The organism is Halalkalibacter alkalisediminis (genome assembly GCF_028610705.1).
GTDB lineage: Bacteria > Bacillota > Bacilli > Bacillales > Bacillaceae_D > Halalkalibacter > Halalkalibacter alkalisediminis.
In genome coordinates this window covers 1-26229 of the sequence record NZ_JAQQWT010000026.1, presented here as the reverse complement: position 1 = coordinate 26229, position 26229 = coordinate 1, and the positions used below count along the sequence as shown (strand labels likewise).

Annotated in this window: 23 protein-coding genes, 1 pseudogene and 2 riboswitches; of the genes and pseudogenes, 6 read left to right on the top strand and 18 right to left on the bottom strand. The window is 37.8% G+C overall.

The window, feature by feature from the left end:
• Positions 1–6: 6 nt before the first annotated feature.
• The 6 genes from cobJ to PQ474_RS20745 form a co-directional block, all read right to left on the bottom strand.
• Positions 7–1644 carry a precorrin-3B C(17)-methyltransferase gene (gene cobJ / locus PQ474_RS20770; protein WP_273847428.1) on the bottom strand — a complete coding sequence of 546 codons (1638 nt, stop codon included), beginning with the start codon at positions 1642–1644 and terminating at the stop codon, positions 7–9.
• 30 nt (positions 1645–1674) lie between these two features.
• Positions 1675–2058: a (2Fe-2S) ferredoxin domain-containing protein gene (locus PQ474_RS20765; protein ID WP_273847426.1), complete on the bottom strand. Its 384-nt coding sequence runs from the start codon at positions 2056–2058 to the stop codon at positions 1675–1677.
• Between the two features lie 90 nt (positions 2059–2148).
• Positions 2149–3147 carry an ABC transporter substrate-binding protein gene (locus tag PQ474_RS20760; protein ID WP_273847424.1) on the bottom strand — a complete coding sequence of 333 codons (999 nt, stop codon included), beginning with the start codon at positions 3145–3147 and terminating at the stop codon, positions 2149–2151.
• Positions 3148–3255: 108 nt separating this feature from the next.
• Complete coding sequence (locus tag PQ474_RS20755; RefSeq protein ID WP_273847422.1) at positions 3256–4053, bottom strand: heme ABC transporter ATP-binding protein; 798 nt, start codon at positions 4051–4053, stop codon at positions 3256–3258.
• Entirely contained in the window at positions 4050–5168 is a 1119-nt protein-coding gene (locus PQ474_RS20750) for a FecCD family ABC transporter permease (protein ID WP_273847420.1), read from the bottom strand. Before PQ474_RS20750 ends, PQ474_RS20755 begins: the two co-directional genes overlap by 4 nt.
• Positions 5169–5312: 144 nt before the next feature.
• Positions 5313–5495: riboswitch (cobalamin riboswitch) on the bottom strand.
• Positions 5496–5606: 111 nt separating this feature from the next.
• Positions 5607–5797, bottom strand: a riboswitch (cobalamin riboswitch).
• Positions 5798–6058: 261 nt separating this feature from the next.
• Positions 6059–7225 carry an FAD/NAD(P)-binding protein gene (locus tag PQ474_RS20745; RefSeq protein WP_273847418.1) on the bottom strand — a complete coding sequence of 389 codons (1167 nt, stop codon included), beginning with the start codon at positions 7223–7225 and terminating at the stop codon, positions 6059–6061.
• Between the two features lie 402 nt (positions 7226–7627).
• On the opposite strand from PQ474_RS20745, the gene PQ474_RS20740 reads away from it, so the two are divergent.
• A complete protein-coding gene (locus PQ474_RS20740; RefSeq protein ID WP_273847416.1) occupies positions 7628–8638 on the top strand; it encodes a DUF3231 family protein in 1011 nt (336 codons plus the stop codon).
• A gap of 156 nt (positions 8639–8794) precedes the next feature.
• Here PQ474_RS20740 and PQ474_RS20735 read toward each other — a convergent pair.
• From PQ474_RS20735 to PQ474_RS20705, 7 genes and pseudogenes are all read right to left on the bottom strand, one after another.
• Positions 8795–8986, bottom strand: a pseudogene (locus tag PQ474_RS20735) (MetQ/NlpA family ABC transporter substrate-binding protein); the annotation flags it as partial.
• A 155-nt stretch (positions 8987–9141) separates the two neighbouring features.
• Complete coding sequence (gene accC / locus PQ474_RS20730; protein WP_273847414.1) at positions 9142–10503, bottom strand: acetyl-CoA carboxylase biotin carboxylase subunit; 1362 nt, start codon at positions 10501–10503, stop codon at positions 9142–9144.
• 15 nt (positions 10504–10518) lie between these two features.
• On the bottom strand, positions 10519–11001 hold the full coding sequence (gene accB, locus PQ474_RS20725) for an acetyl-CoA carboxylase biotin carboxyl carrier protein (protein WP_273847411.1): 483 nt from the start codon (positions 10999–11001) through the stop codon (positions 10519–10521).
• A 171-nt stretch (positions 11002–11172) separates the two neighbouring features.
• Positions 11173–12345: an IS200/IS605 family element RNA-guided endonuclease TnpB gene (tnpB, locus tag PQ474_RS20720; protein WP_273847409.1), complete on the bottom strand. Its 1173-nt coding sequence runs from the start codon at positions 12343–12345 to the stop codon at positions 11173–11175.
• 146 nt (positions 12346–12491) lie between these two features.
• Positions 12492–13292: a putative hydro-lyase gene (locus PQ474_RS20715; RefSeq protein WP_273847407.1), complete on the bottom strand. Its 801-nt coding sequence runs from the start codon at positions 13290–13292 to the stop codon at positions 12492–12494.
• A gap of 35 nt (positions 13293–13327) precedes the next feature.
• Positions 13328–14104, bottom strand: a complete 777-nt coding sequence (locus PQ474_RS20710; protein WP_273847405.1) for a 5-oxoprolinase subunit PxpA — start codon at positions 14102–14104, stop codon at positions 13328–13330.
• 175 nt (positions 14105–14279) lie between these two features.
• Positions 14280–15467 carry an NRAMP family divalent metal transporter gene (locus PQ474_RS20705; protein ID WP_390186718.1) on the bottom strand — a complete coding sequence of 396 codons (1188 nt, stop codon included), beginning with the start codon at positions 15465–15467 and terminating at the stop codon, positions 14280–14282.
• A 208-nt stretch (positions 15468–15675) separates the two neighbouring features.
• On the opposite strand from PQ474_RS20705, the gene PQ474_RS20700 reads away from it, so the two are divergent.
• Positions 15676–16440, top strand: coding sequence for an IclR family transcriptional regulator (locus tag PQ474_RS20700; RefSeq protein WP_273847401.1), 765 nt, complete (start codon positions 15676–15678; stop codon positions 16438–16440).
• A gap of 62 nt (positions 16441–16502) precedes the next feature.
• On the opposite strand, the gene PQ474_RS20695 is transcribed toward PQ474_RS20700, so the two are convergent.
• From PQ474_RS20695 to PQ474_RS20675, 5 genes are all read right to left on the bottom strand, one after another.
• Positions 16503–17510 (bottom strand): 5-oxoprolinase subunit C family protein, encoded by a 1008-nt coding sequence (locus PQ474_RS20695; protein WP_273847399.1) that lies wholly within the window; start codon positions 17508–17510, stop codon positions 16503–16505.
• Positions 17510–18247 carry a 5-oxoprolinase subunit PxpB gene (gene pxpB, locus PQ474_RS20690; protein ID WP_273847397.1) on the bottom strand — a complete coding sequence of 246 codons (738 nt, stop codon included), beginning with the start codon at positions 18245–18247 and terminating at the stop codon, positions 17510–17512. Before pxpB ends, PQ474_RS20695 begins: the two co-directional genes overlap by 1 nt.
• Before the next feature lie 1325 nt (positions 18248–19572).
• A complete protein-coding gene (locus tag PQ474_RS20685; protein WP_273847395.1) occupies positions 19573–20064 on the bottom strand; it encodes a (2Fe-2S)-binding protein in 492 nt (163 codons plus the stop codon).
• Positions 20057–20899: an FAD binding domain-containing protein gene (locus PQ474_RS20680; RefSeq protein WP_273847393.1), complete on the bottom strand. Its 843-nt coding sequence runs from the start codon at positions 20897–20899 to the stop codon at positions 20057–20059. The genes PQ474_RS20685 and PQ474_RS20680 overlap by 8 nt, the downstream gene beginning before the upstream one ends.
• Entirely contained in the window at positions 20900–23221 is a 2322-nt protein-coding gene (locus PQ474_RS20675; protein WP_273847391.1) for a xanthine dehydrogenase family protein molybdopterin-binding subunit, read from the bottom strand.
• Positions 23222–23445: 224 nt separating this feature from the next.
• On the opposite strand from PQ474_RS20675, the gene PQ474_RS20670 reads away from it, so the two are divergent.
• From PQ474_RS20670 to PQ474_RS20655, 4 genes are all read left to right on the top strand, one after another.
• On the top strand, positions 23446–24369 hold the full coding sequence (locus tag PQ474_RS20670; protein ID WP_273847390.1) for a YIEGIA domain-containing protein: 924 nt from the start codon (positions 23446–23448) through the stop codon (positions 24367–24369).
• The gene (locus PQ474_RS20665; RefSeq protein WP_273847387.1) at positions 24369–24569 is read left to right on the top strand and encodes a capping complex subunit for YIEGIA; all 201 of its coding nucleotides are present in this window, start codon (positions 24369–24371) and stop codon (positions 24567–24569) included. Before PQ474_RS20670 ends, PQ474_RS20665 begins: the two co-directional genes overlap by 1 nt.
• Before the next feature lie 210 nt (positions 24570–24779).
• Entirely contained in the window at positions 24780–25850 is a 1071-nt protein-coding gene (locus tag PQ474_RS20660) for an XdhC family protein (protein WP_273847385.1), read from the top strand.
• Positions 25795–26175 (top strand): NTP transferase domain-containing protein, encoded by a 381-nt coding sequence (locus PQ474_RS20655; protein ID WP_273847383.1) that lies wholly within the window; start codon positions 25795–25797, stop codon positions 26173–26175. The genes PQ474_RS20660 and PQ474_RS20655 overlap by 56 nt, the downstream gene beginning before the upstream one ends.
• Positions 26176–26229: the final 54 nt, after the last annotated feature.

Sequence of the window (26229 nt, the reverse complement as noted above, 5' to 3'; positions counted from 1 at the left end):
CATTTATTAGTCTCCACATGGAGCTGGTTCAATCTCAATCTTTGGTGTCATGTCTTGGTATGTATATCCTTGTATTTCTCCTACACGTCTAAAATACTTAAAGAATCGTTCGTTCGGATACCCTTTTTCTTTGTACTCATTGATGATTGTTTCAACGACGTCTACAATTTTGTTTGGCTCGATTCCCTCTGCTACAGGCTGACCAGCGTGGGCTGTTCGACCAACTGTTTTTGCCCCTAAAAATAAATCGAATTTTCCTTTACGAAAAATAATACCGATATCATCATTCACGGCCCCATAACAAGCCATGCCACAACCGTTAAATCCAACCTTCAACTCTTTTGGAAGTTGAAGTCCACTTAATTTTTGATGCAACTCTTCTGCATGTGGGATTGAATCTTTTTTCTCACCTTCACAAAAGTCACACGCCTTTAATTGAAACACGTCTCCAAGAGGCTCAAGGACAAAGCCCGCCTCTTTCAATTTCTCTGTGATGAGCTCAGGATTCGCCGTAGGGATTCGTAAGTGTATTTGATGATGAGGGGTATACTCCATCTTTCCTTCATCGCCAACTACTTCAGCTAAAGTGATCATTTGCTTAGGTGTGAATTGCTTATTAACAATTCCAGGGCTAACCGCTAATTCAAACACAGAAACGACTGGATTATGAACCGTATTCACTTCTCGTTTACTAGATCTTCCTTGCACTTTACTTAATGCCTCTAAAGCGAGGTCTAAAGTGTTCGTTTTAGGTGTAGCCACCTTTGTTACAGTAACAGCAGTCTCTCTTTGTGCAGTTTCCATAGTATTAATACCTTGATGCAACGCCCATGGTTCGTTTTCATGCCGTAACCGCTCATGTGGCCTTAATCTCTGTTCTGCTGTATTTAACGTATACTTTCGTTGATATCCTCTGGGTGTAATCATTTTGTTGTCGTAAAGAAAAGTAGAGGAATTTCCAATCACGACTGTTGTTAGCATGCCAATATCATGATTCAACATGTTTTCAAGATCAGTAATGACAATGTGCTGACGGTCTCGGTAAGCACTTTTCACCAGACCTACAGGCGTTTGCGGTGAACGATATTCGAGTAAAATCCTCTGAGCCTCTTGAATTTGCCTCGTTCTCCGGCCGCTTTTTGGATTATATAAGCTAATAACAAAGTCAGCTTGTGCCGCTGCATCAATTCGCTTTTCAATAAGTGCCCAAGGTGTCAGATGATCGCTCAAACTAATCGTACAAGCATCATGCATAATAGGAGCTCCAAGTAAAGAAGCGCATGAGTTGCTAGCAGAAACTCCAGGAACCACCTCGACACTAACACCTGTTTCCTCTGTCCAGCCTTTTTCAATTAAAACCTCGTAAACTAATCCTGCCATTCCGTACACACCAGCATCCCCACTCGAGATGACAGCAACGGTTTTGCCTTCTTCAGCAAGTTTAACTGCTGCCTGAGCACGACTAACCTCTTCAGACATCCCTGTACTAATGATTTCTTGATCTGTTAATAAATCTTGAATTAAATCAACATACGTTTTATAGCCAATGATGCAATCACTTTCCTGAATGGCTGTTTGCGCCCTGTTTGTCATGTGATCGAAACTTCCAGGTCCAAAACCAATTACAAGTAACTTTCCAAGCATCTTACTTCCCTCCTTTATGTTTCAAAAAAACTAAACCTCTGTTTTCTCCTTTTTCGTAACACCTTCAAATCTACTAGTCTCATTAACTGCCTTCATTTCCTCTTTTTCAAAGTCATAAATTAATGCTTCTTGTAAGTCGATAGATGGGTCAACGTGACTTTGTACAATGGTACGCCCTACCTCGGTAGACGTTGCGGAATACCATTTCCCTTCTGGATAAACGATTACGACACAAGCATCTTTGCATCGACCATTGCAACGAGTACGAGATGTGTGAATTTGATGATCTAAATGAAGATTGGTAATTTCATCACGAATAGCTACGGTTATTTCTTCTCCTTCCTTTCTCATACAGCTAGAACCATTACAAATTAAAACGTGCTTTTGAGTACCCTTTAAATTCCAAGTAGTCATTCTCATAACCTCCTAAATAGTTTGTTTACGATGGTATTTTCACAACATAGTACAGGTGTATAAAAGACTCTATAAGCCTAACATCGGTTTTTACTCGTATAATCCATTCACTATTATTTCAAGAGCAGATGGAACACGAACTCCTTCAGCTGCGGCAGAAAGCGGCATCACAATAAACTCTTGATTCAAAATCGCGGTTACATCTGTTAAAGCAGGATGATTCATTAGTTGCTCTCTTTTCTCTTCAGCTGTTGTTTCACCATAATCAACAATGACAATGACTTCTGGATCACGTTCGACTACTACTTCCCAGCTTACTTCTCCCCAATTGCTATCAATATCATTAAAAATATTCGTTGCACCTGCCATTTCAATAATCGTATTTAGAAAGTTTTGTCCTACAGTAAAAGGAGCTGTATCGCCGCTGTCGTATACGAATATATTAACAGGCTTGTTATTCACAGGAATGTTTGCTTGAATCTCTTCCAATTCAATATTCATCTCATTTATTAGCGCCTCTCCGCGCTCAACAACATTAAAAATTTTCGCGATGTTTCGAATATCTTGGAAAATATGTTCAATAGTTGGTCCAACGACACTTGAAGATTCATGCAAGTAAGCGTTAATTCCAAACTCTTCTAGTTGTTCCACGGTACCTACATTATCTTCTCGAAAAGCACTTTTCCAACCAGCGTAAGCAAAATCAGGTTCTTCCGCTAAAAATACTTCTTGTGACGGATATTGATCAGAAAGGACTGGAATTTGATCGTAAGCGGCTTTAAATTCGGGCAATATTTCGTCATCAAGATACGCGGTTCCAACGATTGAATCTTCTAAACCAAGAGCAAGCATGACTTCTGTTACATGCTGATTTAATGTAACAGCACGCTCGGGTGCTTCTGTAAAAACAAGGTCATGCTCGTTGTTTTCCATTTCAACCACAGCATATTCACTTACTTCTTTTTCAATTTCTTGTAGCTCTTTGTGCTCTGTATCGACACTAGAGTTTGCTCCTTGAGTTACTCCACATGCTGTTATTAATAAAAATATGATACTAAAACAAAATCCCAATCGAATATTTTTTAACATTTGATTCCCTACTTTTTTATTTAATTTACTGTTGCATTTTAACTATCTCGTTCCCCTAAAGCGAACGAATTCTAATTGGCCATGAATTCACCTTCTCTTCCAATCTACCTAACAGATTTTTGAACCATTTGATGTGAACATTCCATCAGACACATATAAAATTTGGACTTTGCCGGTATCAGGATGCGCTGTAACCGTACATTCCACTTGAAAAATCTCTTTTAACATCGTCTTAGTGATCACTTCCTCAGGCGACCCACTTGCTACGATTCTTCCATTGTCAACAACGAATAGAACATCACAATAAGCAGCTGCTAAGTTTAAGTCATGAAGAGCAGCGAGAACACTTACTTTTAAGCTTTTAACAATATCAAGTATCTGAAGCTGATGATGAATATCAAGATGGTTCGTCGGTTCATCTAAAATGAGAAACGTAGTCTCTTGTACTAAAGCTCTCGCTATGAGGACACGTTGTTTTTCTCCACCTGATAGTGTAGAAAAGCTTCGATACTTATAGTTTTCTAAGCCCACTTTGACTAACGCAGAATGAACAATCTTATTATCTTCGAAAGTATCACGTTCAAAAAATCGTTTATGTGGACTTCTTCCCATTATCACAATTTCTTCAACTGTGAAATCAAATGGAACAGATCCTTCTTGGCTAACCACAGCGATTTTTTTCGCAAATTCTCTGTGAGAAAGCGAGTTGATTTCTCTTTCGTTAAGTGAAACAAGACCTGCTTTCGGGCGAAGAATTCGATAAATCGTTTTAAGCAGAGTTGATTTCCCACTCCCATTTGGCCCGATAATGCCAACAAATTGACCCGTTTCAACATGCATGGTTATATCTTCAATGATGTTCTTCTCCTCTATGACCGTTGTTAATCGCTCTACCTCTAATTTCATTTCCCTTCACCTGCCCCAAAAGAATAAGAACTACGCCTCAAAAGCCAAATAAAAAAGGGGCCTCCACACAAAGCGGTAACAATTCCGATTGGCAATTCTAAAGGCGCCACGACAGTCCGAGCAATAACATCAGCCCAAATAAGAAAGACAGCACCTATAAGACCACTTAAAGGTAAGACATGGCGATGGTCGGAACCAATAATTAACCGAACGATATGAGGAACCATTAAACCAATAAAACCAATGGCTCCACTCACTGCTACTAATACTCCCGTAAGTAGAGCGGTTAACAGGACAAGCAGATTTTTAAATTGGTCAATGTTTAATCCAAGAGTGGTAGCTGTTTCTTCTCCCATTAAAAGAAGATTAAGTGGCTTTGTTAATAAAAGAAGAAATCCAATCCCAATAAATAAAGAAAAGAACGGAATGGACAACTGGTCCCATTTGGCCCCCGCCAAGCTCCCCATCATCCAAAATAAAGCATCACGCATTCCTTCTTCCCGAGGTGCTGAAATAACAATATAGCTTGTAATCGCTGAGAGCATCATGGACACAGCAATGCCCGATAGCAGGAGTCTTACTGTTGATATTTTTCCATTCACTTGAGCTAATAAAAAAACGAGTAATATTGAAAAGAGCGCCCCTAGAAAAGCAGCAATTGATAATGAATAAAGTCCAAAATATTTAAAAGCTCCAAAAATGATAACAAGTGTTGCCCCAACAGAAGCCCCTGATGATATTCCTAAAATAAATGGATCGGCTAATGAATTACGAACTAATGCTTGGATTGCAACACCTACAATCGCTAAACCAGCTCCCACAATTGCAGCTAATATAACTCTTGGGAAACGAATTTCCCAAATAATTTGTTCCTCTGGTTTTGACCAACTAGAAACGATATAGCCTTCCATGATGGGAATTTTTGAAAACGCAATTTTCCATACTGTCAATGGAGAGATGGCAACAGGACCAAGCATAATCGAAAGCGTCACTGACAAAATTAACAGTAATAAAAGAGTAATAAAAAGAACTCTATATGTAAGGGCTTTTGTATGCTGATTTCCTTTTTCTTCAGTGAGCCATTTAGCTTCAACATTTTTTGCAGGACTCCCCATTTCTTGACACCTCCCGAACAACCGATTTTACAGATCGTTTAGATTAAAAAATAAAAATACACCTCTATCAAAGATAGAGGTGTATTAAATGGCAAACGAATCGTAAGCCCATCTATTACACTTCTCTACCTATGACCCGTAGGTATTGAAGACTAAAACAAGGCAGGTCTCCTGACTTAGGTTCATCATTCCATTGTGTCTTCCCGAATACTCAGTGACTTCATACAATGAAATTTCCCATTACAGTGGCGGGACCGTGACGGATTTACACCGTACTTCCCTTTTAAGCATAACGAGTCGTTACGCACCTTTGTTTTCTCGATATTATAAAAAAACCTTAACTTCATCTTGAAGTTAAGGATAATGGCATGTCCAAATTAGAGTTCTACTTTGCTAGATCTCTAAATATGATCATCCCAAATCCTCCCTCCGAAGATTGGATACATAGTATTAAAAGCAGGTTTCCTGGCTTGTGTCTAAAATTTACTAATGTCCCTTCCTGGAAAAAAATTCCAGTGGCTTGACACGTTCATCAACACATACAGTAGCGGGGGCTGCATCAGACTCTAACTGATTTCCCTATTATCCCAAAGTTAACAACCTTAGGCACTTTGAATATACTGTCTATTAAACTACGATTTTATCTATATAGCAACAGTTAGTTTTATAAGATATTTATTTCACATAATTTAGGGCTAGATAATTATTGAAATTTCTGGGCCTCTTGCACCTATAATTCAACAGTAACACAAAACTGACTCAAACCTTTTTGAGTGAAAAAAGGTAACCTAACATTCTTAAATCAAAATAATTACGATTTAATAGCTGTTTATTTACCTCAGATCAGAAGGTTAATTATCTAGTTTAAACTCCACTTTTCATTCTCTTACTTATACTTGGACAATCCTTTCCGCCCCTCTACGAGCACCTGAAATGTTACGAGACACCGGTCCAATAACTAGCTCAGCAAGTGCACCTATGACGTATAAGTTCTGCCCCCATTCTAAAGTGTCCTCTGAAACGATCGGATAACCACATGCTGCACAAAGCAAAGCTTCTCTCTCAATCGTTGCGTTTAACCAAGTAATTCCAGGTGGTGAAGGATTAAAGCCTGTTGCTAATAAAATTTGATTTGTATGGATCGATGTATTTTGTAGATCTAATTTTATCTCCCCATTTTGATACGTTGCGCCAGTTAATTCGTCTATGACGATATCGAGCCGGCCTTCTCTTTGTTCTCTTAATACCTTCATTTTTAATTCTTGTGGAATGGATCCGCGGTGCCTGGCACTCGTAATGATTTGTCTTCTTTTACTAAGACAAGTTACTTTTCTGAATGAATTCATTTTCTTAGGTCCAAGCCATCCTGGATCGGAATCAAATGGTTGAAGGCGTAATGGATGTCTTGTAAGCAACTTAACCTTCCCAGGACGTCTTTTACTCCACTTTAACGCCGTATGTATAGCACTAATCCCTCCACCCATGATTAACATTTCACTTACAGGACCTGAGTCTGTATTCATTCTGTTATCATAGATATGTTTAATGTTTGCCCCTTGACTTTGTAGCTCATTGGCCCAATCCGGCCAATTTGGCTGTTCGCTTAACCCCATTGCTAAAACGACATTTTTGCTTTCAAATTCTCTTCCATCAGTTAATTTAATAAGCCAATGTTGCTTTACCTTAATCAGCTGTTCCACCCTTCCTTGATTCCAACTATTTAGCAATTGAATCTCATGAAAAAGGGCATCACAATGCTTATTAAAAAGAGCAAGTGATGGTCGGTCATAACGTCCATAAAACTGTGAGAGACGGTTACCCTCTTCAGATTTCGCAAACTTTTCGAGTGAAAAAGGATCAATATCCAGATGATGAATAGATGGAGATCTTAAAAAAGGCATTTCTATTGTTTTTGTGCATTTTTTCCACGTAAATATTGGCTCTGGGTTTGGATCTATCATCATAAGGTTAGAGATTGTTGTACGATTAGATTTAATTAAAAAATTTGCAAGCGTGCATCCTTGAATGCCACCTCCAATTATTGTCCACTCAACCAATTGATTACCTCCTATTTTAACCGCGTCTCAAATCGTAATAATTACGATTAGATTCTTATTGTAATAGATACTAACAAGATAATCAATCTTAGATGCAGATTGATCATGTGTTAGATTGGATTAAAATAAAATTAATACAATTCAATATCTTGAATTGTGCATAATCAATGTTCATATAGGGGAAATAATAAGGTAGTAAACTAAGACATTAGATTAGAAAAAAACCAAACCCAATTATCTGGTTAGTTATAAAGATTCTATATTACTATCCAATCCAAAATTAAAAATCTTACTATCTCATTTATTGTTCTGACTTATTAGTGCGATAGAATATATCATTTTCGTCTTAATATTTATTCATATTAATGGTTAAGTTAAGAAGAAAACAAAGGAGATTATCAAATGAGTGCATCGAATCAAGTACCAATCACTTCAACAGAATTAGGGAACTTATGGATGACTTATCAGGAAAAAACAATGATCATGAGATTTTTAGAACATTTTATTGAACATGTCGAAGATGAACAAATTCAACAAATCTTAAGATCAAGTTACGATGATTCCGCTCAAACAGTAGCATCTATTGAAACTATTTTTCAACAAGAAGGAGCTATTATCCCAACTGGCTTTACTGAAAACGATGTAAACAAAGGAGTCCCCAAGTTATTTGATTATCTCTATGAGCCGATGTTTTTACATATGATGAGTAAAATAGAAGTTAATCTTTTTGCACTCTTTTCAACGATGTCTTATCGCAAAGATATTAGACAATTGTTTAAGCAATTAACAACAAACTCACAAGAGGTATTCGACCAATGCACACAAATACTTTTAGAGAAAGGGGTTCTTGCTCGCCCTCCATATGTAACAATGCCAAAAGAAGTTGTATTCGTACGTGATACTAATTATTTATCAGGTTTTACATTATTGAAGGATGCAAGGCCTTTAAATGTCATTGAACTTTCTCAAATTCATCATGCAATTGAAACAAACCTAACAGGTATGCAATTAATGATCGGGTTTGCACAGGTAGCAAATGATAGTGAGGTAAAAAAATACCTTGTTAAAGGAATGAAGTTGTCAAAAGACGTTGAAACAACTTTAGGTGAATATTTACGACAGGATTACATTGAACCACCTGCTACTCATGCAGGAAAAGCTACTAATTCAACTGTGGCTCCATTTTCTGATAAGATGATGATTTATGTTACAAACTTGTTAAGTACTTTCGGTCTTGGCAGCAATGCACTTGGTGGAGCTTTTAGTTTAAGAAGCGATTTACCAATGACGATGGCACGCCTTGCTCAGAAGGTATACTCCTTTGCAAAAGAAGGAGGAGAAATTTTGATTAAGAACGGATGGATGGAGGAACCACCTCAAGTAGAAGATAGAAAAAAACTAACTAAAATATAATAATAGATCGTGTTCAAAAGATGGCAATGGCTCCACACGCTACACGCCTCTAGGAGAACCCCACTCCTAGAGGCTCAAAACCCTGTAGCGGTTCCGCTCATTACTTCGAGTCTGTTCATCAAAAAATACCTGTAAAGAAACGCAATCACGAGATCAATCAGATAATTCTAGCTCATGCTCTGTCGCAAAGCTTTCTAAGTAAATCTTATGTTGAAATAGGTTTGCATCAATTTTTTCTTGAGACAGAGCTATGTTAGGTTGCATATAGTCACTAAATTCTACAAGCTTAACTGTATACCCTTTTGCTTCCAAAAAGGTTTTAATCGCTGTTGTTACCATGTTACTATAGGTCCTCTAGTTTCACCAAATGGTGCCACGTTTGGCTTGGTGTTGTCTTTTAGCTCATTAACCAGGATAAACAAAGGACAGATTAATCAGTTTTTAAATATCTATTTTTATGCAACACCAGTGAGAATGTGTTTTTTATTCATTTTAAGTCATTATTATTTTAATTTTATCGACATAACATCATGTTCTTCAAGGAATTTCGTATTAAAGTCACCTGTAATAAACGTCTCATGATTCAAAAGTTTTAGATGAAAAGGAATCGTTGTTTCTACACCTTCAATTTCAAATTCCTCAAGCACTCGTTTCATTTTAGCTACCGCTTCTGCTCGAGTCGCTCCATGCGTGATCACCTTTGCAACCATTGAGTCGTAAAATGGAGAAATCACATAACCTAGGTAAGCAGCAGAGTCGATTCGAACCCCTAACCCACCTGGTGCCAAGTATTTCGTTATCTTACCAGGAGAGGGCATAAAATTCTTTTTCGGATTTTCTGCATTTATTCGACATTCAATCGACCATCCTTGAAAAGTAACGTCCTCCTGAGTAAGCGTTAATTCTTCTCCACTAGCAACCCAAATTTGTTCTTTGATTAGATCAATCCCAGTCACCATTTCTGTAACAGGATGCTCTACTTGGATACGGGTATTCATCTCCATGAAATAAAAATTTCCATTTATGTGATCATAAATAAATTCAACCGTACCTGCTCCAGAGTAGTTAACCGCTTTAGCAGCATTTACTGCAGCTATTCCCATCTCGCATCTTGTTTCAGCTGAAATCGCAGGCGAAGGTGTTTCCTCTAAAAGTTTTTGTAACCTTCTTTGGATAGTGCAGTCGCGTTCGCCAAGATGAATCACATTCCCGTGATTATCGGCCAGTACTTGGATTTCAACATGCCTGAAATCCTCAATGAATTTTTCAATATAGACACCTGGATTTCCAAAAGCAGTTGCTGCCTCTTGTTGGGTAATATTCATTCCCTTTTTAAGTTCTTCAGCAGTCCTTGCCACACGAATTCCTTTTCCTCCACCGCCAGCTGTTGCTTTAATAATGACAGGAAATCCAATTTCCTCTGCTACGGCTAGTCCTGCCTCAACATTTTCAACAATTCCTTTTGATCCAGATACAATTGGAACTCCAGCATTTGCCATTGTTTCTCTAGCGACGTCTTTTGTCCCCATTTGATTAATTGCATATGGACTAGGTCCAATAAACGTAATATTACACGCAGCACAAATTTCAGCGAAATCAGCATTTTCTGCTAAAAATCCATATCCAGGATGGATGGCGTCAACTTCTGTCAACGTTGCAACACTCATTATATTCGTTACATTTAAATAGCTTTTATTAGAAGCTGTCGGACCAATACAATACGCCTCATCAGCTATACGAACGTGTAAAGAGTCCTTGTCCGCTTCCGAGTATACCGCAACTGTTTCAATCTCTAATTCTCTGCAGGCACGTATAATACGTACGGCAATTTCTCCACGATTGGCAATTAAGACCTTTTTTATCATCGTATCTCTCCTGTGCTAAGTAAGTTCTATAACAAATAATGGTTGACCATATTCAACAAGCTCACCATTTTCAGCAAGAATTTCGATAATCTTCCCTTTAACTTCTGCTTCAATCTCATTCATCAGTTTCATCGCTTCAACAATACACACTACTGATTCTTCTGTAACTTGAGTACCTGGTTTTACATATGAATCTGCGTCAGGTGTGGGAGCTGAATAAAAAGTCCCTACCATAGGAGACGTAATTGTATGTACATTTACATTCGTCATTGGCTGTTGTGCGGTATTAGTTGAAGAAGTCGCTGCTGTTTGTACTTTTTCAACTGTTTGTACGACCGGTTCAGTTACAGGTACTACTTCTTTTGGTACTTCTACTCCCTTTTGTATAGCTTGTTTTTTCAAAACAAGCTTTGTACCCTCTTGTTCGAATTTTAATTCATCTATATTTGATTGGTCTAAAGCCTTAATCACATCTTTTAGTTCTTGAACTTTTAACATATCTACAACTCCTCATTCTCCCCTATTATAAATAATAGAAAAGGATTTTAAATTAAATGTTAGTCCTACAGCATTCACCACTTAACTCTTGAACAACCCGCCACTTACCACCCTTACGGTTGCTTGAAGTGAGGGATTCCTAAGAACACTAACCTAACGGTTCGTTATGGATTAGGCTATCCCCGCAGTTCCTGCGGTTAATCGCAATGCTTCATTACGAAGATTCATACTTGCGTTGATATCCCTTTGGTGGTGACTTTCGCATGTTGGGCAAGTCCATTCACGCAAAGCGAGATTTTTAACATCTTTGTGTTTGTGACCACAAGTGGAACATAGTTGACTTGAAGGAAAGTTTTTCGCTACCGCAACAACTCGTTTTCCGTACCACTTAGCCTTATATTCAAGCATTGTTCTGAATTGTGACCACGATACTTCACTAATCGCCTTAGCAAGATTGTGATTCTTTAACATGTTTTTAATAGACAAATCTTCAATACCAATGATGTCGTGGTTTTTGACAATATCAGTTGAGATTTTATCTAACATATCTTTTCTTGCATTCGCGATTTTTTCATGAAGTCGAGCTACTTTTGCTTTTTGTTTAAGCCAATTATAAGAACCGATTTGCCTCTTTGATAATATGCGTTGCGATTTTGCTAATTTTATTTCTAATGTTCGAAAGAATTTGGGGTTTGCATAGACTGTGCCATCTGAAAGAGTGGCGAAGTCTTTTAGCCCTACATCGATTCCTACGGATGAACCTGTCTTTCTAAATGGTTCAACTTCGGATTCAGCCAAAATTGAAATGAAATGTTTACCCGAAGGATTTCGTCTAGCCGTTGCATTTATGATACGCCCTTCCACCTTACGGCTATTCGCAAAACGGACTAAACCCAATTTTGGTAATTTAATATGTTTGTCTAATACTTGAATATTTCCGTTTACACATTTCGTTGTATACGACTGAACAGGATTCTTTTTTGACTTAAAACGTGGTTCTCCGTTCTGTTTTTTATAGTAACGAGTGTAAGAATCGTTTACATTTTCGACTGATTTTTGAAGGGCGATACTATCCACTTCTTTTAAGAATGGATAGTTTTGCTTCAACTCCCGAATAGCTTTAATAGATTCATTCTTATTGAAAAACTTCCCTTTCCAATTGTTTTGAAGAAGCTGACCATTTTGCACCATTTCGTTTACGATATACCAATAGGCATCTTTATCTTTTTGCTTCCCGACAAAAAAGTTATAGACAAAACGTGAACATCCAATCGTTTTATTGATAAGTTCGATTTGTTTTTGATTAGGATAGATTCTGTACTTATACGTTTTTTTCACTAGCATTGATTTTCACCTCCTCGTATCCATTATATCAAATGAAAGAGTATTTATCGAACGCTTGTTCTGTTTTTTTGTCAAACAATCGAGATGGCAAAGGCGTCCCTTGTCCGAAGGCGATTCATCTCCCCCTTACCATTGGGCTACGCCCTTCACTCGCTTGAAGAGGGAATTTTCTCGCCTATTTCATATAAAAAATCATCATTCGTCCAATCTGTAATGAACATATGCCCAGGAGCGTGTGTAATCATTACGGGAATATTGGCTCGAACGGCTGCAGCTTGTGGCGTAACCCCACATGCCCAAAAAACTGGAGTTTCATTGTCTTTCATTTCTACAAATTCACCATAGTCAGGACATTCAATCTGCTCGATTCCTATTTTGCTAGGATCTCCAATATGAACAGGAGCACCATGCATGTTTGGAAACCTACTTGTAATCTCAATAACTTTCTCGAGATGCTCGTTTGCAATCGGTCTCATTGAAACGACCAGAGGTCCTGAAAAACGCCCTGCAGGTTCCGTTTCCATATTTGTTTTGTACATGGCTACGTTTTTCTTATAATCAACATGACGAAGGTATATCCCATTATTAAGTATTTGACTTTCAAAAGTAAAACTACAACCGAGTAAAAAGGTTACATAGTCATCTTGGTAAAGATCTCTGATGTCACCTCTTTTTTCATGGAGTTTCCCATTAATGAATACATGATAAAGGGGTATATCCATCCTTATATCTGAGCCTTTTGCGAGACGCGATTCATATTCACCAGCTTCTAACACTTCAATTAACGGACAAGCTTTTGGATTTCGATACGTATATAAGAAAAAATCAAAAGCAAATTCCTTTGGCAGGATGACGACATTCGCTTGTACATATTCATCACATGCACCAGACGTATTTTTTTGAAACTCCCCTCTTCTTATCCTTTCTCTCACTTCTTTTGATTTCATAAATCATCCCCCTTTTTTCCATTCATTTTATGAGGTTAAGTTAGAGTGTTTCTTCCTTTTACCTCACAAATTTTTACTCCTTCTTTTACAAGAACCTCCTGTAGCTTCTTAGCAAAATCAAGTGCACTTGGGCCATCACCATGAACACAAATGGTATCGGCTTGTAACGGAATGATCGAACCATCAACCGCTAAAACGGTGCTCGTTTTCACCATTGTTAACACCTGTTCAACGGCTTCCTCTATATTGTGAATTAATGCGTTGTTATGAGTGCGAGGGGTTAGGGTACCATCAGGCTGATAAGTTCGATCAGCAAATACCTCATTAGCCACCGTTAATCCAATCTGTGAGCCAGCTTTTATTAGCTCACTTCCTGATAAGCCAAATAAAACAAGGGACCGGTCCGTATCATAGACTGCCTTGGCTATTGCTTCGGCTATAAGAGGATCTTTAGCTGCCACATTATACAGTGCTCCATGTGGCTTCACATGGTTCATATCGACATCATGAATCTGACAAAAACCTTTAAGCGCGCTAATTTGATAGACGACAAAATGGTAAATGTCTGTTGGATCTGTTTGGATGACTCTTCTTCCAAACCCTAGTAAATCAGGAAACCCAGGGTGGGCGCCAATACTGACACCTTTTTCCTTCGCCATTTTCACCGTTTTCGACATCACATTGTGGTCACCTGCGTGATACCCACAAGCGATATTTGCTGACGTGATATGTTCTAGAATGAGTTTATCTTGTCCCACTACAAACGTACCGAAGCTTTCACCTAAATCACAATTAAGGTCTACCGATTTCATGATATTCTCCTTTCAATCTAGAGGTTGTTCAAAAAAGGAAAAAACAACCTTTGATAATAACTGCACTTAAGTCTATGCTTGTTGGTGCTATATTGGTCTGTTCGTCATTCTGAAGAGTCGTCTTGGCCAAAGCAACTATTCTTAGCCGTAGCTCTTGTTTTTTTGCATGGCTTCTCTAAAACAGTTGCGGAATCATTTGAATGAGAGTACGAACGCCTAAATAAGCTGTTAACCCAACGACAACGACTCCAAACACAGTCATCCAAATGGGATGCTTATAATCACCAATAATCGTCGAGCGATGGGCAGCTAATAAAATGCAGCCTAGTGTTAATGGAAGAATTAATCCGTTAAAAGCACCTGCTAAAATTAATAGCAACACCGGACGACCGATTAGTGTAAACACAATAGTAGAAAAAACAATAAACCCAATCGTCCAATAATTTTTATGCTTTTCAATACTTGGGTGAAAGGTTGTTAAGAAAGAAACAGATGTATATGCAGCTCCAATAACAGACGTAATTCCAGCGGCCCACAATACTAAACCGAAGATACGGTAGCCGATTTCCCCTGCTGCAATTTGAAAGACCGATGCGGTTGGATTGTCCGCATTTAATGCAAAACCTGCAGAAACGACACCTAAGACGGCTAGAAACAAAATAAATCTCATAACCGAAGCTACAACAATGCCTGAAATAGCTGTTTTAGTAACATGGCCAATATTTTCTTTCCCTGAAACACCTGCATCTAAAAGCCTATGACCACCAGCAAAGGTAATATACCCACCAACGGTCCCACCGACAATCGTGATAATCGTCAAAAAATCTACCTCAAGAGGGACAAACGTACGAAGCGCAGCCTCAGCATAAGGAGGCTTACTAACGATCATCACATAGGTCGTTAACAGAATCATTAATCCACCCAAATATCGAACAATTTTATCCATTGCCACATTGGCTTCTTTAAGAGAGAAGATAACAATACCAATCACACCGGTCATAATGGCCCCAACTCTCGTATCAAAACCCAGCAATGCATTAACGCCAAGACCGCCTCCAGCAACGTTACCGATGTTAAATGCCAACCCACCCAGTACAATGAAAAAAGCAACAACATACCCTAAACCGGGCAGGACGGCATTGGCTATTTCCTGTCCTCTCATTTTTGAAACGGCAATAATTCGCCATATGTTCATTTGTGCGCCAATGTCTAAAAAAATAGATACCAGAATAACAAACGCGAAACTAGCTAGGAGTTGTTCCGTAAATACAGCGGTTTGCGTTAAAAATCCTGGTCCAATCGCAGACGTCGCCATTAAAAAAGCAGCACCAGTCATCGCACTTAATCGTTGTTTTGATGTCATGTGATGTTGTTCTTCTATTGAATTATGTTTCATGTAGCTACACCCCTTTTTTAGAATTAGTTATAAACATAATAATAAGACATGAACTGCCTACTATATTTGATGTATAAGCCATATAGGTAGCCTAGACAATTACTAGTAGTTTTAGTAGAATAAATAGGTATTTTTAAATGATAAAAATTGTATCTCATTTAAAGGGGAGTTCCTTGTGCAAAACAAAAACAAAACCGTTGTTAAGTCTATGAAACTCCTAGATCTTTTCCGAACAAACCGGAAGTTGAGCTTAAATGAAATGGTCCATCTTTCTGGCATCCCCAAAACTTCTGCCCATCGGATGATTGGTTCATTAGAAGATATGGGATTACTAAGCAAAGACGAGGAAGGGAAGTATACCCTTGGCATGCTATTTCTTGAATTCGGACAACTCGTGGCCGATCGCCTTGATATAAGGCAAATAGCCTACCCAATTATGCAAGCTCTTCGTGATGAAATTGGGGAAGCTGTAAATCTCACTATGAAAGATAATTGGGAAGCCATCTATGTTGAAAAGCTTGACACGATGCATCCTGTGAGACTATTTACAAAGGTAGGTAGACGTTCTCCCCTCTATGCAGGAGCTTGTTCGCGAATTATTCTTGCCTATTTAACAGAAAAGGAACAAGAAGAATATTTAATTAAGACAGAACTGCAACCTTACGGCATAGGGACAATCACAGATAAGGAAAAGCTCCGTTTAGTTTTACAGCAATCACGACTAGATGGATATACGGTTAGTCACTCAGAACTAGAAAACCATACTTCTTCAGTAGCTGCACCCATTTTCGATTACACAGGCCAAGTAATAGGTGGTATTAGTATGGCAGGACCCGATGTACGCTTTCAAAAAGGGCAATTACCGATTCTAATTGATAAAGTGAAATCAGCTGCAGCAGAAATATCACAAAAGCTTGGTTTTTTAGGCCCTTTAAAGTAGTATGGGGGCTTTTTTATATGTTTAAAGAACCCCTCATCATATCCTTTCTGTCGTTGCATTATTCAATTCACTAGGAATTTAAGATTTAAGCCAGCACGTAACTCTTTGAAATCCTTTTCTCGATTCAAATAAGTCTCCTCAGCTTCTTGCACACTCACTTCTTTAAACTGAATCCGTTCGCCTGGCTTAACCTGAGCTAAAAGAGAGATATCAACTGACGCGACTTGTCCAATTCTTGGATATCCACCAGTCGTTTGTCGATCAGCTAGTAAAATAATTGGATTCCCATCTGGTGGTACTTGTATCGTGCCAAGAGAAACAGCTTCTGAAATCATCTCAAAAGAATGGGTTAGTTCTAACGGATCACCTGAAAGTCTGTAGCCCATCCGATCCGATTGTGGTGTCACTGTGAAGGCCTGTTCAAAAAACACTCTTTTAGATTCTTTTGTGAAGTGTTCATAATGAGATCCAAGGATGACTCGAATTGTATTATTTTTTTTATCTGGTACGAAAAACTCTTTACTGACACTCCAAGTTGTTGTAGAAAAAAGGTCATCGCTCTTCTCTAACAACTGTTGAATTAGGAGTAAAGATCGTTCTGATGGAGCTCTAAACTCAAGGACATCACCTACTTCTAATGCTCGTCCATGAAAACCACCAATTCCTGCTCGGAGATAGGTGCTACAGCTTCCCATTACTTCCTCAACATCTATTCCACCAGCTATCGCTAGATAAGTACGACATCCAGAAATACATGGGCCAAATTGAAGAACGCTTCCTTTTTTTACATAAACCGGTTTCCATAAAGGAATTGGTTTATTTTCAATGGTTGGCGATAGTTCTCCACCCGTTATCGCAATAAGTATATCTTGCTCTATTTTTAATGATGGGCCTGTCAACGTTATTTCCAGAGCTGCTTCTCCTTCATCATTACCAACCAACAAATTAGCTACACGAAGCGCGTAAGGATCCATTGCTCCACTCATAATCACTCCATACTTTTGATACCCGACTCTTCCTAAATCCTGAATACTAGTAAGCAGACCCGGACGAAGAATTTTCATACTCATTAAGAGTCCTCCTTATAATTTCTGAACACTTCCATAGAAATGGGTTTGAACCTGATTACATCTCCTGATCGTAGTAAAGATGGAGGATTGTCACTTGGACGGAAAAACTTCAATGGTGTTCTGCCAATTATCTGCCAACCACCGGGTGTAGAAATGGAATAGACCCCCGTTTGCTTACCTGCTATACCTACAGACCCCTTCATGATATTCATTCGCGGATTAGACCGTCGCGGCGCTGAAATTTGTTCAGACATTCCTCCCAAATATGGAAACCCAGGTGCAAATCCAATCATATAAACAAGATATTCTCCCTCTGAATGTATGTGAATGACCTCATCAGTGGTCAGGTTGTTATGCTTTGCAACAAATTCTAAATCAGGCCCCAATTCCCCACCATAGTAGACGGGAATTTCAATTTCTCTTTTGGTTTCTTCAACTGAATCTTCTAAACTTAGAACGATCTGTTTCATTTTCGAATAAACAATTTCATATGCTGATCCCTTTTGTTTCTCTATTTCAAGAACTCTAACCGGATCATAATACACCGTTACACTTGTAAATGCTGGAACATATTCAATCATCCCCTCAAAGGGATGGTTATCAAGATAAGTTGTAAACGTCTTCAACTTACGATGAATAGAAATATCAATACTTGTTCCTAACGTAACCATGATCGCCATATCCCCTAATGGATGAATGTCAAAACCTAAATTTTCTTTCGCTACAATTGACCTCATTTGTTTCACCTCTTTCTTTATTCCGAATTACGGAACCCGAATTCCGATTTTCAAATTATAGAACTATTATAATTGTGTGAATATTAGAAAGCAACACAATATTTAGATGAATTTCATTTGAACTTTTTATCCTTTTTGATTAAATGAAGTCATACATTCTCTGTTTTCAATAGCGATTTAGCATTAAAGCCCCCCCTGATTGTTAGATATTTTTCATTGACGATGCGCTTAGCCTATCCTATCCTAATAAGAAGCTAGACATTCACATAAAAAAACAGTTGTTTATGTGAAGTTGATCAATCAATGTAATCGTGGTGTGTGCTAGAATCAAGGAAGCAAAAGCGAAGGGTTTCTAAAGAAATACTGTTTTTAGGTGAAGAATATAACAACTTTGATCTAGTGTAAAAAAAACGGCCCCCTATTAACGGCAAAATAATATGATTAAAATCCTCCTCTCTCTTTTTCAAACACAAAAAAACGCGCCTTTCAAAACATGAGCAGACGCGTTATTACTGACTTTCTTATGAATGACCCGTACTGGGTTCGAACCAGTGAGTTCCACCCTGTCAAGGTGGAAAAATTGATCTGATTATTACAGTTTAAACCTGAAACCCTTGAGTGAATAGGCTCTAGTTTTTCTTATGTATGATCTAATCAAATGAAATTGGTGGCAGTATGATTAATCTTGCCACCAACTTTCCACCATTGTGCCACCAGCTGAAAGTCTTGATTTATAAAGGTTTTCATGCACTTTGAAATAAAACAATTACTTAAACTTACTTTTTTCCTTTTTTAATCATCTTCCCCAAAGGGTAACCTGTTCTTGGAGCTCCTCTTTTAATAATTCGATTGCGCTTTCTTCATTAGGGTTGTTTGTTCCTAATTCCTTGAAAAGCTTTACTTAGTATAGACCTCTTAAAGGAGATCTTGTAAAGACCCCCCTTTGATTCTCCTATGAGCTATGTTATTGAAGTTGCTGTGCTTGCTGAATTTGTTGTGTAGCCTGTTGTAATTTTTGTTGAACTTCTTGGTACTGCTGCTGTTGTGCAGGCTGTGCACTATCTTGTGCTTGAAGAATTTGCAGTTGAGCTTGTTGTAACTGCTGCTGGGCTTGCTGAATGGCTTGAGGATTCGTTTGTTGTGTAACTTATTGGATTGATTGTTCAGCTTCTTGGATTGATTGTTCAGCTTCTTGGATGCTTGCTGGGCTTGCAGAGCAGCTTGTTGCGCTTGTTGATTTTGTTGAGCTCCCCCTTAAAGGTGTGTTTGATGTTACTCGTATATAATGCCTTATTAGGTTTTTAACATACTTTTTTCATCAAAATTTAATCTTTTAATGCTTTGTGTCCCTGTGAACGATGGAAGTTTTTTAATAAACCTGATTTTATAGCTTGTTCAATTTCTTGATAGCCTGTACATCGACAAATATTTGACTCTAACCAATCTTTAATGACCGTATCATCTGCGTTAGGATACTTTTGAATTAATGAATGACAGGTCATGATAAAACCCGGTGTACAATAACCACATTGAAAAGCAAATTTTTCAATAAATTCTGATTGGATCGGAGCATTTTTAAGTCCTTCAACCGTTGTCACCTTTTTTCCGACAACTTCCACAGCTAGCATCAAACATGATTTCATCGAATCTCCATCCACGTCAATTGTACAAGCACCACAGTCTCCATTTAAACAACCAGGCTTGGCCCCTGTTAATCCTAATTGGTCACGTAACACATACAGTAATGTGTCCGCATTTCGAACATATAATGAACGATCTTCACCATTGATATGTATAGTTATTTCGGTTTTATACATCTTCTGCCCCTTCTAGCGCATCTAATACATCAAGTAAAGTATTTTCTAATACGAATAATCGATAGTCAGCTGAACCGTTCACATCATCTAAAATAGGTGCAGGAATCCTCTTTATTGCTTTATCTACTCTTTCTTTCTTAGATAATTGTTGGTCATTTAAACCCTCTTCTATTTTGGGGTCGCGAAAAGGAAATTCACATAATCCGCTGAATGCAACCTTTATATAATCATCCTTCTTTAGTGCAGCAGTCGTTACTAAAGGATACCCAACATCCCACTGTCTTCTTTTTTTTATACTAAGAAAAGGACAATCAATTTCACTTTGTTCTACAATGACTTGAACAAGAAAACTCCCTTTTTCTAAGTTTAATTTTTGTTGAAATACCTCATGGATAGGTACTTGTTTTATACCATCCATACTAGCAATGACAACTTGGCTGTTCGTTAATAATAGTGGTAAAACCGTTTCCCGATAGATAATATTTCCACATAAATTTCCACCTAACGTGATTTTATTACGAGCGGTATGATCGGCAATTTCAACAATAACTTTACCAAGAAAAGGAAATAGTTGCATTTCTCGGATTTTGGTTAACGATTGTGCGGCTCCTAACGTAACTTTTTGCTCATCCTTTTTTAAGACACGACATTCAGGAATTCCTTTAATATCAATCACTGCACTTGTCATAATTTTATTTACTCTTCCTAATGTCAGGACTTCCGTACCGCCTGAAAAATAGATTGGTTCCTTTCCTTGCTCGTACAATGCTTGATACAACTCAATGGCTTCTAATATTGTTGCCGGTTTGTAATATTCAAAATCAAAGGAAATCATTCACTCCACCGCCTTCTTTTCCTTCCAAATGAATTCGGGAGTAAGTGGCAGCTTATTTAAATCCACCCCTGCAGCAATAGATAAGCTATTAGCTAAGGCTGCCGGCATTCCAATCAATCCATGTTCACCAACTCCTCGAGCTCCATATGGACCATCAATATGAGGGGTTTCTATAAAATGAACAAAATATTCCGGATGATCCCCATAACGAAATGGGACGTAAGTACGCAGCCTAGGATTAAGAATTTTTCCATCCTCGCTAAAGACAAAGGTCTCACTACTTCCAAAATTTAACCCCATACTCATAGCCCCCATCACTTGGCCCTGGGCTGACTTATTATTTAGTATTTTCCCAATATCTAACACAGAATAGGCGTTCAAAATTTTATACGTATAATCTCTCGTATCAAATTCTATTTCTACCCCTTGAGCACCAACTGAATATTCAGGTCCTGGTTTTCCTATACCTGTTTTATGTTCAAGATGTGTCAGGTGCCGTAATGTATAGTTCCCCCTTCCAATAATTTGCGCTCCAATAGAATATCCATTCGGGTACTTATACCCGTGACATATATTTTTGACATGAATAAATGTATCTGGCTCATCACGGACATAGACCATTTCATTTCCTACTTCCAAATCATCTGGTGAACACATGAGAACACGTGAAGCAATATCTTTTAACTGATCAATTGCATCATCTGCAGCTTTTAATAAAGCTCTTCCAGCCATCAATGTCCCTCTGCTGGCTACCGTTTTCCAATGCTCTGGTGTTGTTTGAGTATCGATTTCCATCTTCACGTATATTTTATTGATATCCATCCTTAGCTTTTCGGCTAATAACTGGGCGAGGACTGTTTTTGTTCCGGTCCCAATTTCAACGACTCCAGAAAGGATATTAATACTCCCATCTGCATTAAAAGTTAATACCACTCCAGAGCTCGCTTCCGAATCAATCGTAGATGTCTTCCAAATACAACTGATGCCTTTTGCTTTTATTTTCCGGTCATTTACTTGAAGGACTTGTCCTTCGTTCCAATTCATTAATTGTTTTAATTGATCAATGCATTTAGGTAAATTTCCTACCGTACTCTCATTGAGCCGAATTTGCGTCGGGGTCGTATGACCAGGCAAAAATGCATTTTTCTCTCTGAATTCTAATGGATCTATCTTAAGTTTTTGCGCAAGCATATCCATCGCTCGTTCAAAAACAAATAACAGTTCGGAATGACTAAAACCTCTATAGGCAGTTGCATATGGGTGATTTGTATAAATACAAAGCGAATCACACCATATATTTTCCAGTTTATAAGGACCTGTACACGTAACAGCAGCAGCACGACTAATTGTTGCCCCTTTATCTGAATAAGCACCAGTATCAAATAAGTACTGTATTTCTGCCGCTGTTAAGCGTCCATCGTTTGTTGCACCTAGCTTTATCTTTGCATCAAGCCCTATATGGACCGGTGAAGTAATCATATCTTCTTCTCTTGTATTTAAAAGCTTGACAGGTCTTCCGCCAACTGCAAGGGTAGCCATATAGGCAATAAGCTCTAACTGAACCGCTACCTTCCCTCCAAACCCTCCACCAACTAACGGAGTTTTAACGATAATTTTCCCTTCTACTAAATCGAAATAATCGCTCATTAATTTTTTAATCATATACGGCGACTGAGTAGCTGAAGAAAAAACAACAACGCCATCTGGTTTAATTTCTGCAATTACACATCGAGTTTCCATTGCGATGTGATCGGATGGACCAAAAGAAAAATTTGCTTCCACCGTTACGTCACTTTCTTTCCAACCTTGTTCCATATTCCCTTTACGAATTTTTGTATGGTCAGCAATATTTGTATCCGGTTCAGGATATACATGTTCAATTTTTTCATACGTTGCTAAGTTTTCATGAATTAGGGGAGCATTTGGATCAAGCGCTTCCTTAGGGGAATTTACAACTGGAAGCACCTCATATGTAACCTCAACCAATTCAGCCGCCTTTTTAGCTTGAACTGGATCATCCGCTATGACTGCTGCAAGGGGTTCACCGTGATACCGTACTTTTTCAAATGCGATTGGAGGTCGATCGCTAATTTCTTCACCTGTAAGCGGGAAAGGCTGACCGAGTATAATGGCTCGAACCCCCGGTACTTCTCTTGCTTTGGTTGTATCAATTTCTTTAATTTTCGCATGAGCATGAGAGCTTACGACTAATTTTATATGTAACATTTCCTTCGTTGAATAATCATCCGTATATTTAGCTGCTCCTGTAACCTTTTCAAATGCTTCCTTTCGAATGATACTTTTCCCAATACTCCAGCTCATAAAATCAAGTCACCTCTAAACTATTTTTCAATCCACTCTATTTATTTTATCTCTAACGCTTTTATTAAAAAGTTGGTGCATTATCCTATTATTGGTATTGGTCTTCTTATTCATTCATCTATTCATGAAAAAATCACCCTTACGTCCGAAAGAATACTTTTTGTATATTTATTTTCATCTAACCAATTCTATAAAAGAAAAATTATTAATAAGGAGTTCTATACATGTCTAACAATAACGATGTTATTTCGCCAGAAATGCTAGTTCTTATTATTACTGCAACAATCATTGGGACATTTGTACGCTTTTTATCAATTAAACTCGATTATAGGCAATACCCTAATTATCCAAATGGTTATTTGATCCATCTTGTAACAGGTGGACTTGCTGCAGCGATTGGTGCTTTCATTATTCCTACTTTAATGACAAAGAATTTTACAGCAGTTACGTTTCTTGCCTTAGCCGCTCAACATTTTCGAGATGTCCGTAAAATGGAAAGAGAAAGCCTGTTAGACCTAGAAGGTGATGAGTTTACAAGACGCGGGGATGCATATATTGATGGAATTGCAAAAATTTTTGAAGCCCGAAATTACATTACATTAATCGTTTCCTTTGTTACAGCCCTTACGATTCAATTATTTCAAGAGTTTCTTGATACGGCTGCTTGGACTGAAGCGGTATGCGGTTCAGCTGTTGGACTTATCATATATTATTTGTTAAAACGGTTTACAGTACGACAAAAAGTAAGAGATATCGCAACAGTAGAAGAAGGTAAAATTGAAATTAAAGGGTCGGATTTATATGTTAATGATATGTTTGTATACAATTTAGCTGGAAGAGAAGAAGCAAAAGAATGGTTTTTAGATGACGGACTTGCAGCAGTTATTCGTCCTAACAAAGATCATTTTCAAATCCCTCTCTTTAATGGAGGGCAACGACAGGCGATATTATTCGAAACGACAAGAAGGCTCGGGCAGAAAAAGTTATACAACGTAGAAAACCCAGGTGCTGGAGTTATTATCATTGTATTAGTTCCTATCATTAAAAATTTTGAACTGTTGAAAGAAACCATTTTACTAACTCCTTTATTAGAGACCGTTAAAAAGAATCCAGAATTATTAAATATCCAAAAAGGGGGACAAAGATAATGGGAAATAACGGTGGAGAGATTAAAGGAATTCTTGCCATGGTAACAACGGATAAAAATCGCTATTTAGGTGGTGCACCTCTCTCTTTATTAGCTAAGGATCAAGAGGAATTGATTGATATTTCAAACAATCTTGCTGAAGTTTTTTTAGCAGATATTCTCGAACTTAAAAGCGGCGATCATATAATTATAAAAAAATAAATCTCTTTAAAAAGGAACAGACAGACCACTACAAATCTAATGTGGTCTTTTTTGGTTTTTCCTTTTTTGTTTACAGTTAGAAAGAAGGGCCCCTTTCATTTTCATCCCTTTAAAGTTCTATACTTAAAAATCTTTCATAATAATCTTTACATACTAATCTTTACTTAGTGAAAAATCTGACTAGCTGTTCTATAAAATTGGGAGGCATACATGAAAGATTTATTTCACATCTTGAAGACGATACAAACAAGCGAATGCCAGAAAGTATTAGCTACCATAATTGATGTTGAAGGTTCTTCTTATCGTAAAGAAGGGGCGATGATGCTTTATTTAGAAGATAACACCGAAATCGGCCTTTTAAGTGGCGGATGTCTAGAACAAGATGTAGCTTTAAAAGCTAAAGAAGTCCTCATAAATCAACAATCTCGTATAGTTGTTTATGATATGAAGTCAGTTGACGATATTACTTGGGGGCTTGGCATTGGATGCAATGGAAGGATATCCATTTTATTAGAATACATCGATGAAAAGCTTGAAAAACACTTAAACCAAGTAAATGAATATTTAAATAGCGGAACACCTATTCTTCATATTAAAAAGTTATCTCATTCAGATACCGTCTTAGACTATGTCTCTATTTTTTCTTATCATAATCACTTTGGTGAATGGCATGATGATGACCCACTAGAAATTTTTCGAGATGTCATCGACGATAAGTTCAGGCAAGGGTTGTTTGTAAAGAACTCGGAACGCTACTTTGGTCAAGTTTTTTATCCAAAGCCTCGCCTCATTATTTTTGGTGCTGGCCCTGATGTAAGACCACTAGTTGAAATAGCAGCTAAAACTGGATTTTATACAATCATAACGGACTGGAGACCACTATTTTGCTGTACTTCATATTTTCAAAATGCTAATGAAATCGTCCATGAGTTCCCTAATACATTTTTAAAAACCTTTTCTTTTGATCCCGACGATTCGATAATTATAATGACTCATCATTTTCAAAAGGATCAAGAAATTTTACAGATACTTCTTCAAAAAAAATTAAAATACCTTGGCATATTAGGACCGAGGAAAAGAACTCAACAACTATTAAAGAGAAATGATATTCCCAAATGGCTCCGTTCCCCAGTAGGATTACCCATTAATGCCGAAGGCCCAGATGAAATAGCAATAAGTATCCTTGCTGATGTCATTAAAACTAATCGAAAGAAGGCTCATCAACATGATTTGTGGAATATATTTAGCCGCTGGTCAAAGCAAAAGAATGAGTTGTCCTAAGTTAATTCTACCTATAAACGGAAAACCACTAGGCAGTATCAGCTTAGAAATAGCTCTAAATTCTCAATTAGATAAAGTCATAGTAGTGGCAAATAAAGAAGATCCCCTTACTTGGCTTTCTACACATGTCCTTGCTGGACATTCCAAATGCATTCTTAGAAGATGTAAGTACTCAAGTGATGGTCAAGCTGCATCCCTTAAGTGTGGCTTAAAAACTGCCCAAGACCTTCAAGTAGATGCAGTAATGATATTACTCGCTGATCAACCCTTTATCTCTGAAAAACTTCTTAACCGATTAATAACACTAGTGTTGCATAAAAACTAACTGAATTTTCAGTTTTAAAGTTCTTCCTGTTTAGAGCCAAAAAAGTAAATACCT

Coding starts and splice junctions, on each gene's coding strand:
- cobJ (WP_273847428.1), bottom strand. CDS start 1,644: ATGCTTGGAAAGTTACTTGTAATTGGTTTTGGACCTGGAAGTTTCGAT.
- PQ474_RS20765 (WP_273847426.1), bottom strand. CDS start 2,058: ATGACTACTTGGAATTTAAAGGGTACTCAAAAGCACGTTTTAATTTGT.
- PQ474_RS20760 (WP_273847424.1), bottom strand. CDS start 3,147: ATGTTAAAAAATATTCGATTGGGATTTTGTTTTAGTATCATATTTTTA.
- PQ474_RS20755 (WP_273847422.1), bottom strand. CDS start 4,053: ATGAAATTAGAGGTAGAGCGATTAACAACGGTCATAGAGGAGAAGAAC.
- PQ474_RS20750 (WP_273847420.1), bottom strand. CDS start 5,168: ATGGGGAGTCCTGCAAAAAATGTTGAAGCTAAATGGCTCACTGAAGAA.
- PQ474_RS20740 (WP_273847416.1), top strand. CDS start 7,628: ATGAGTGCATCGAATCAAGTACCAATCACTTCAACAGAATTAGGGAAC.
- accC (WP_273847414.1), bottom strand. CDS start 10,503: ATGATAAAAAAGGTCTTAATTGCCAATCGTGGAGAAATTGCCGTACGT.
- accB (WP_273847411.1), bottom strand. CDS start 11,001: ATGTTAAAAGTTCAAGAACTAAAAGATGTGATTAAGGCTTTAGACCAA.
- tnpB (WP_273847409.1), bottom strand. CDS start 12,345: ATGCTAGTGAAAAAAACGTATAAGTACAGAATCTATCCTAATCAAAAA.
- PQ474_RS20715 (WP_273847407.1), bottom strand. CDS start 13,292: ATGAAATCAAAAGAAGTGAGAGAAAGGATAAGAAGAGGGGAGTTTCAA.
- PQ474_RS20710 (WP_273847405.1), bottom strand. CDS start 14,104: ATGAAATCGGTAGACCTTAATTGTGATTTAGGTGAAAGCTTCGGTACG.
- PQ474_RS20705 (WP_390186718.1), bottom strand. CDS start 15,467: ATGACATCAAAACAACGATTAAGTGCGATGACTGGTGCTGCTTTTTTA.
- PQ474_RS20695 (WP_273847399.1), bottom strand. CDS start 17,510: ATGAGTATGAAAATTCTTCGTCCGGGTCTGCTTACTAGTATTCAGGAT.
- pxpB (WP_273847397.1), bottom strand. CDS start 18,247: ATGAGGTCAATTGTAGCGAAAGAAAATTTAGGTTTTGACATTCATCCA.
- PQ474_RS20685 (WP_273847395.1), bottom strand. CDS start 20,064: ATGTATAAAACCGAAATAACTATACATATCAATGGTGAAGATCGTTCA.
- PQ474_RS20680 (WP_273847393.1), bottom strand. CDS start 20,899: ATGATTTCCTTTGATTTTGAATATTACAAACCGGCAACAATATTAGAA.
- PQ474_RS20675 (WP_273847391.1), bottom strand. CDS start 23,221: ATGAGCTGGAGTATTGGGAAAAGTATCATTCGAAAGGAAGCATTTGAA.
- PQ474_RS20670 (WP_273847390.1), top strand. CDS start 23,446: ATGTCTAACAATAACGATGTTATTTCGCCAGAAATGCTAGTTCTTATT.
- PQ474_RS20665 (WP_273847387.1), top strand. CDS start 24,369: ATGGGAAATAACGGTGGAGAGATTAAAGGAATTCTTGCCATGGTAACA.
- PQ474_RS20660 (WP_273847385.1), top strand. CDS start 24,780: ATGAAAGATTTATTTCACATCTTGAAGACGATACAAACAAGCGAATGC.
- PQ474_RS20655 (WP_273847383.1), top strand. CDS start 25,795: ATGATTTGTGGAATATATTTAGCCGCTGGTCAAAGCAAAAGAATGAGT.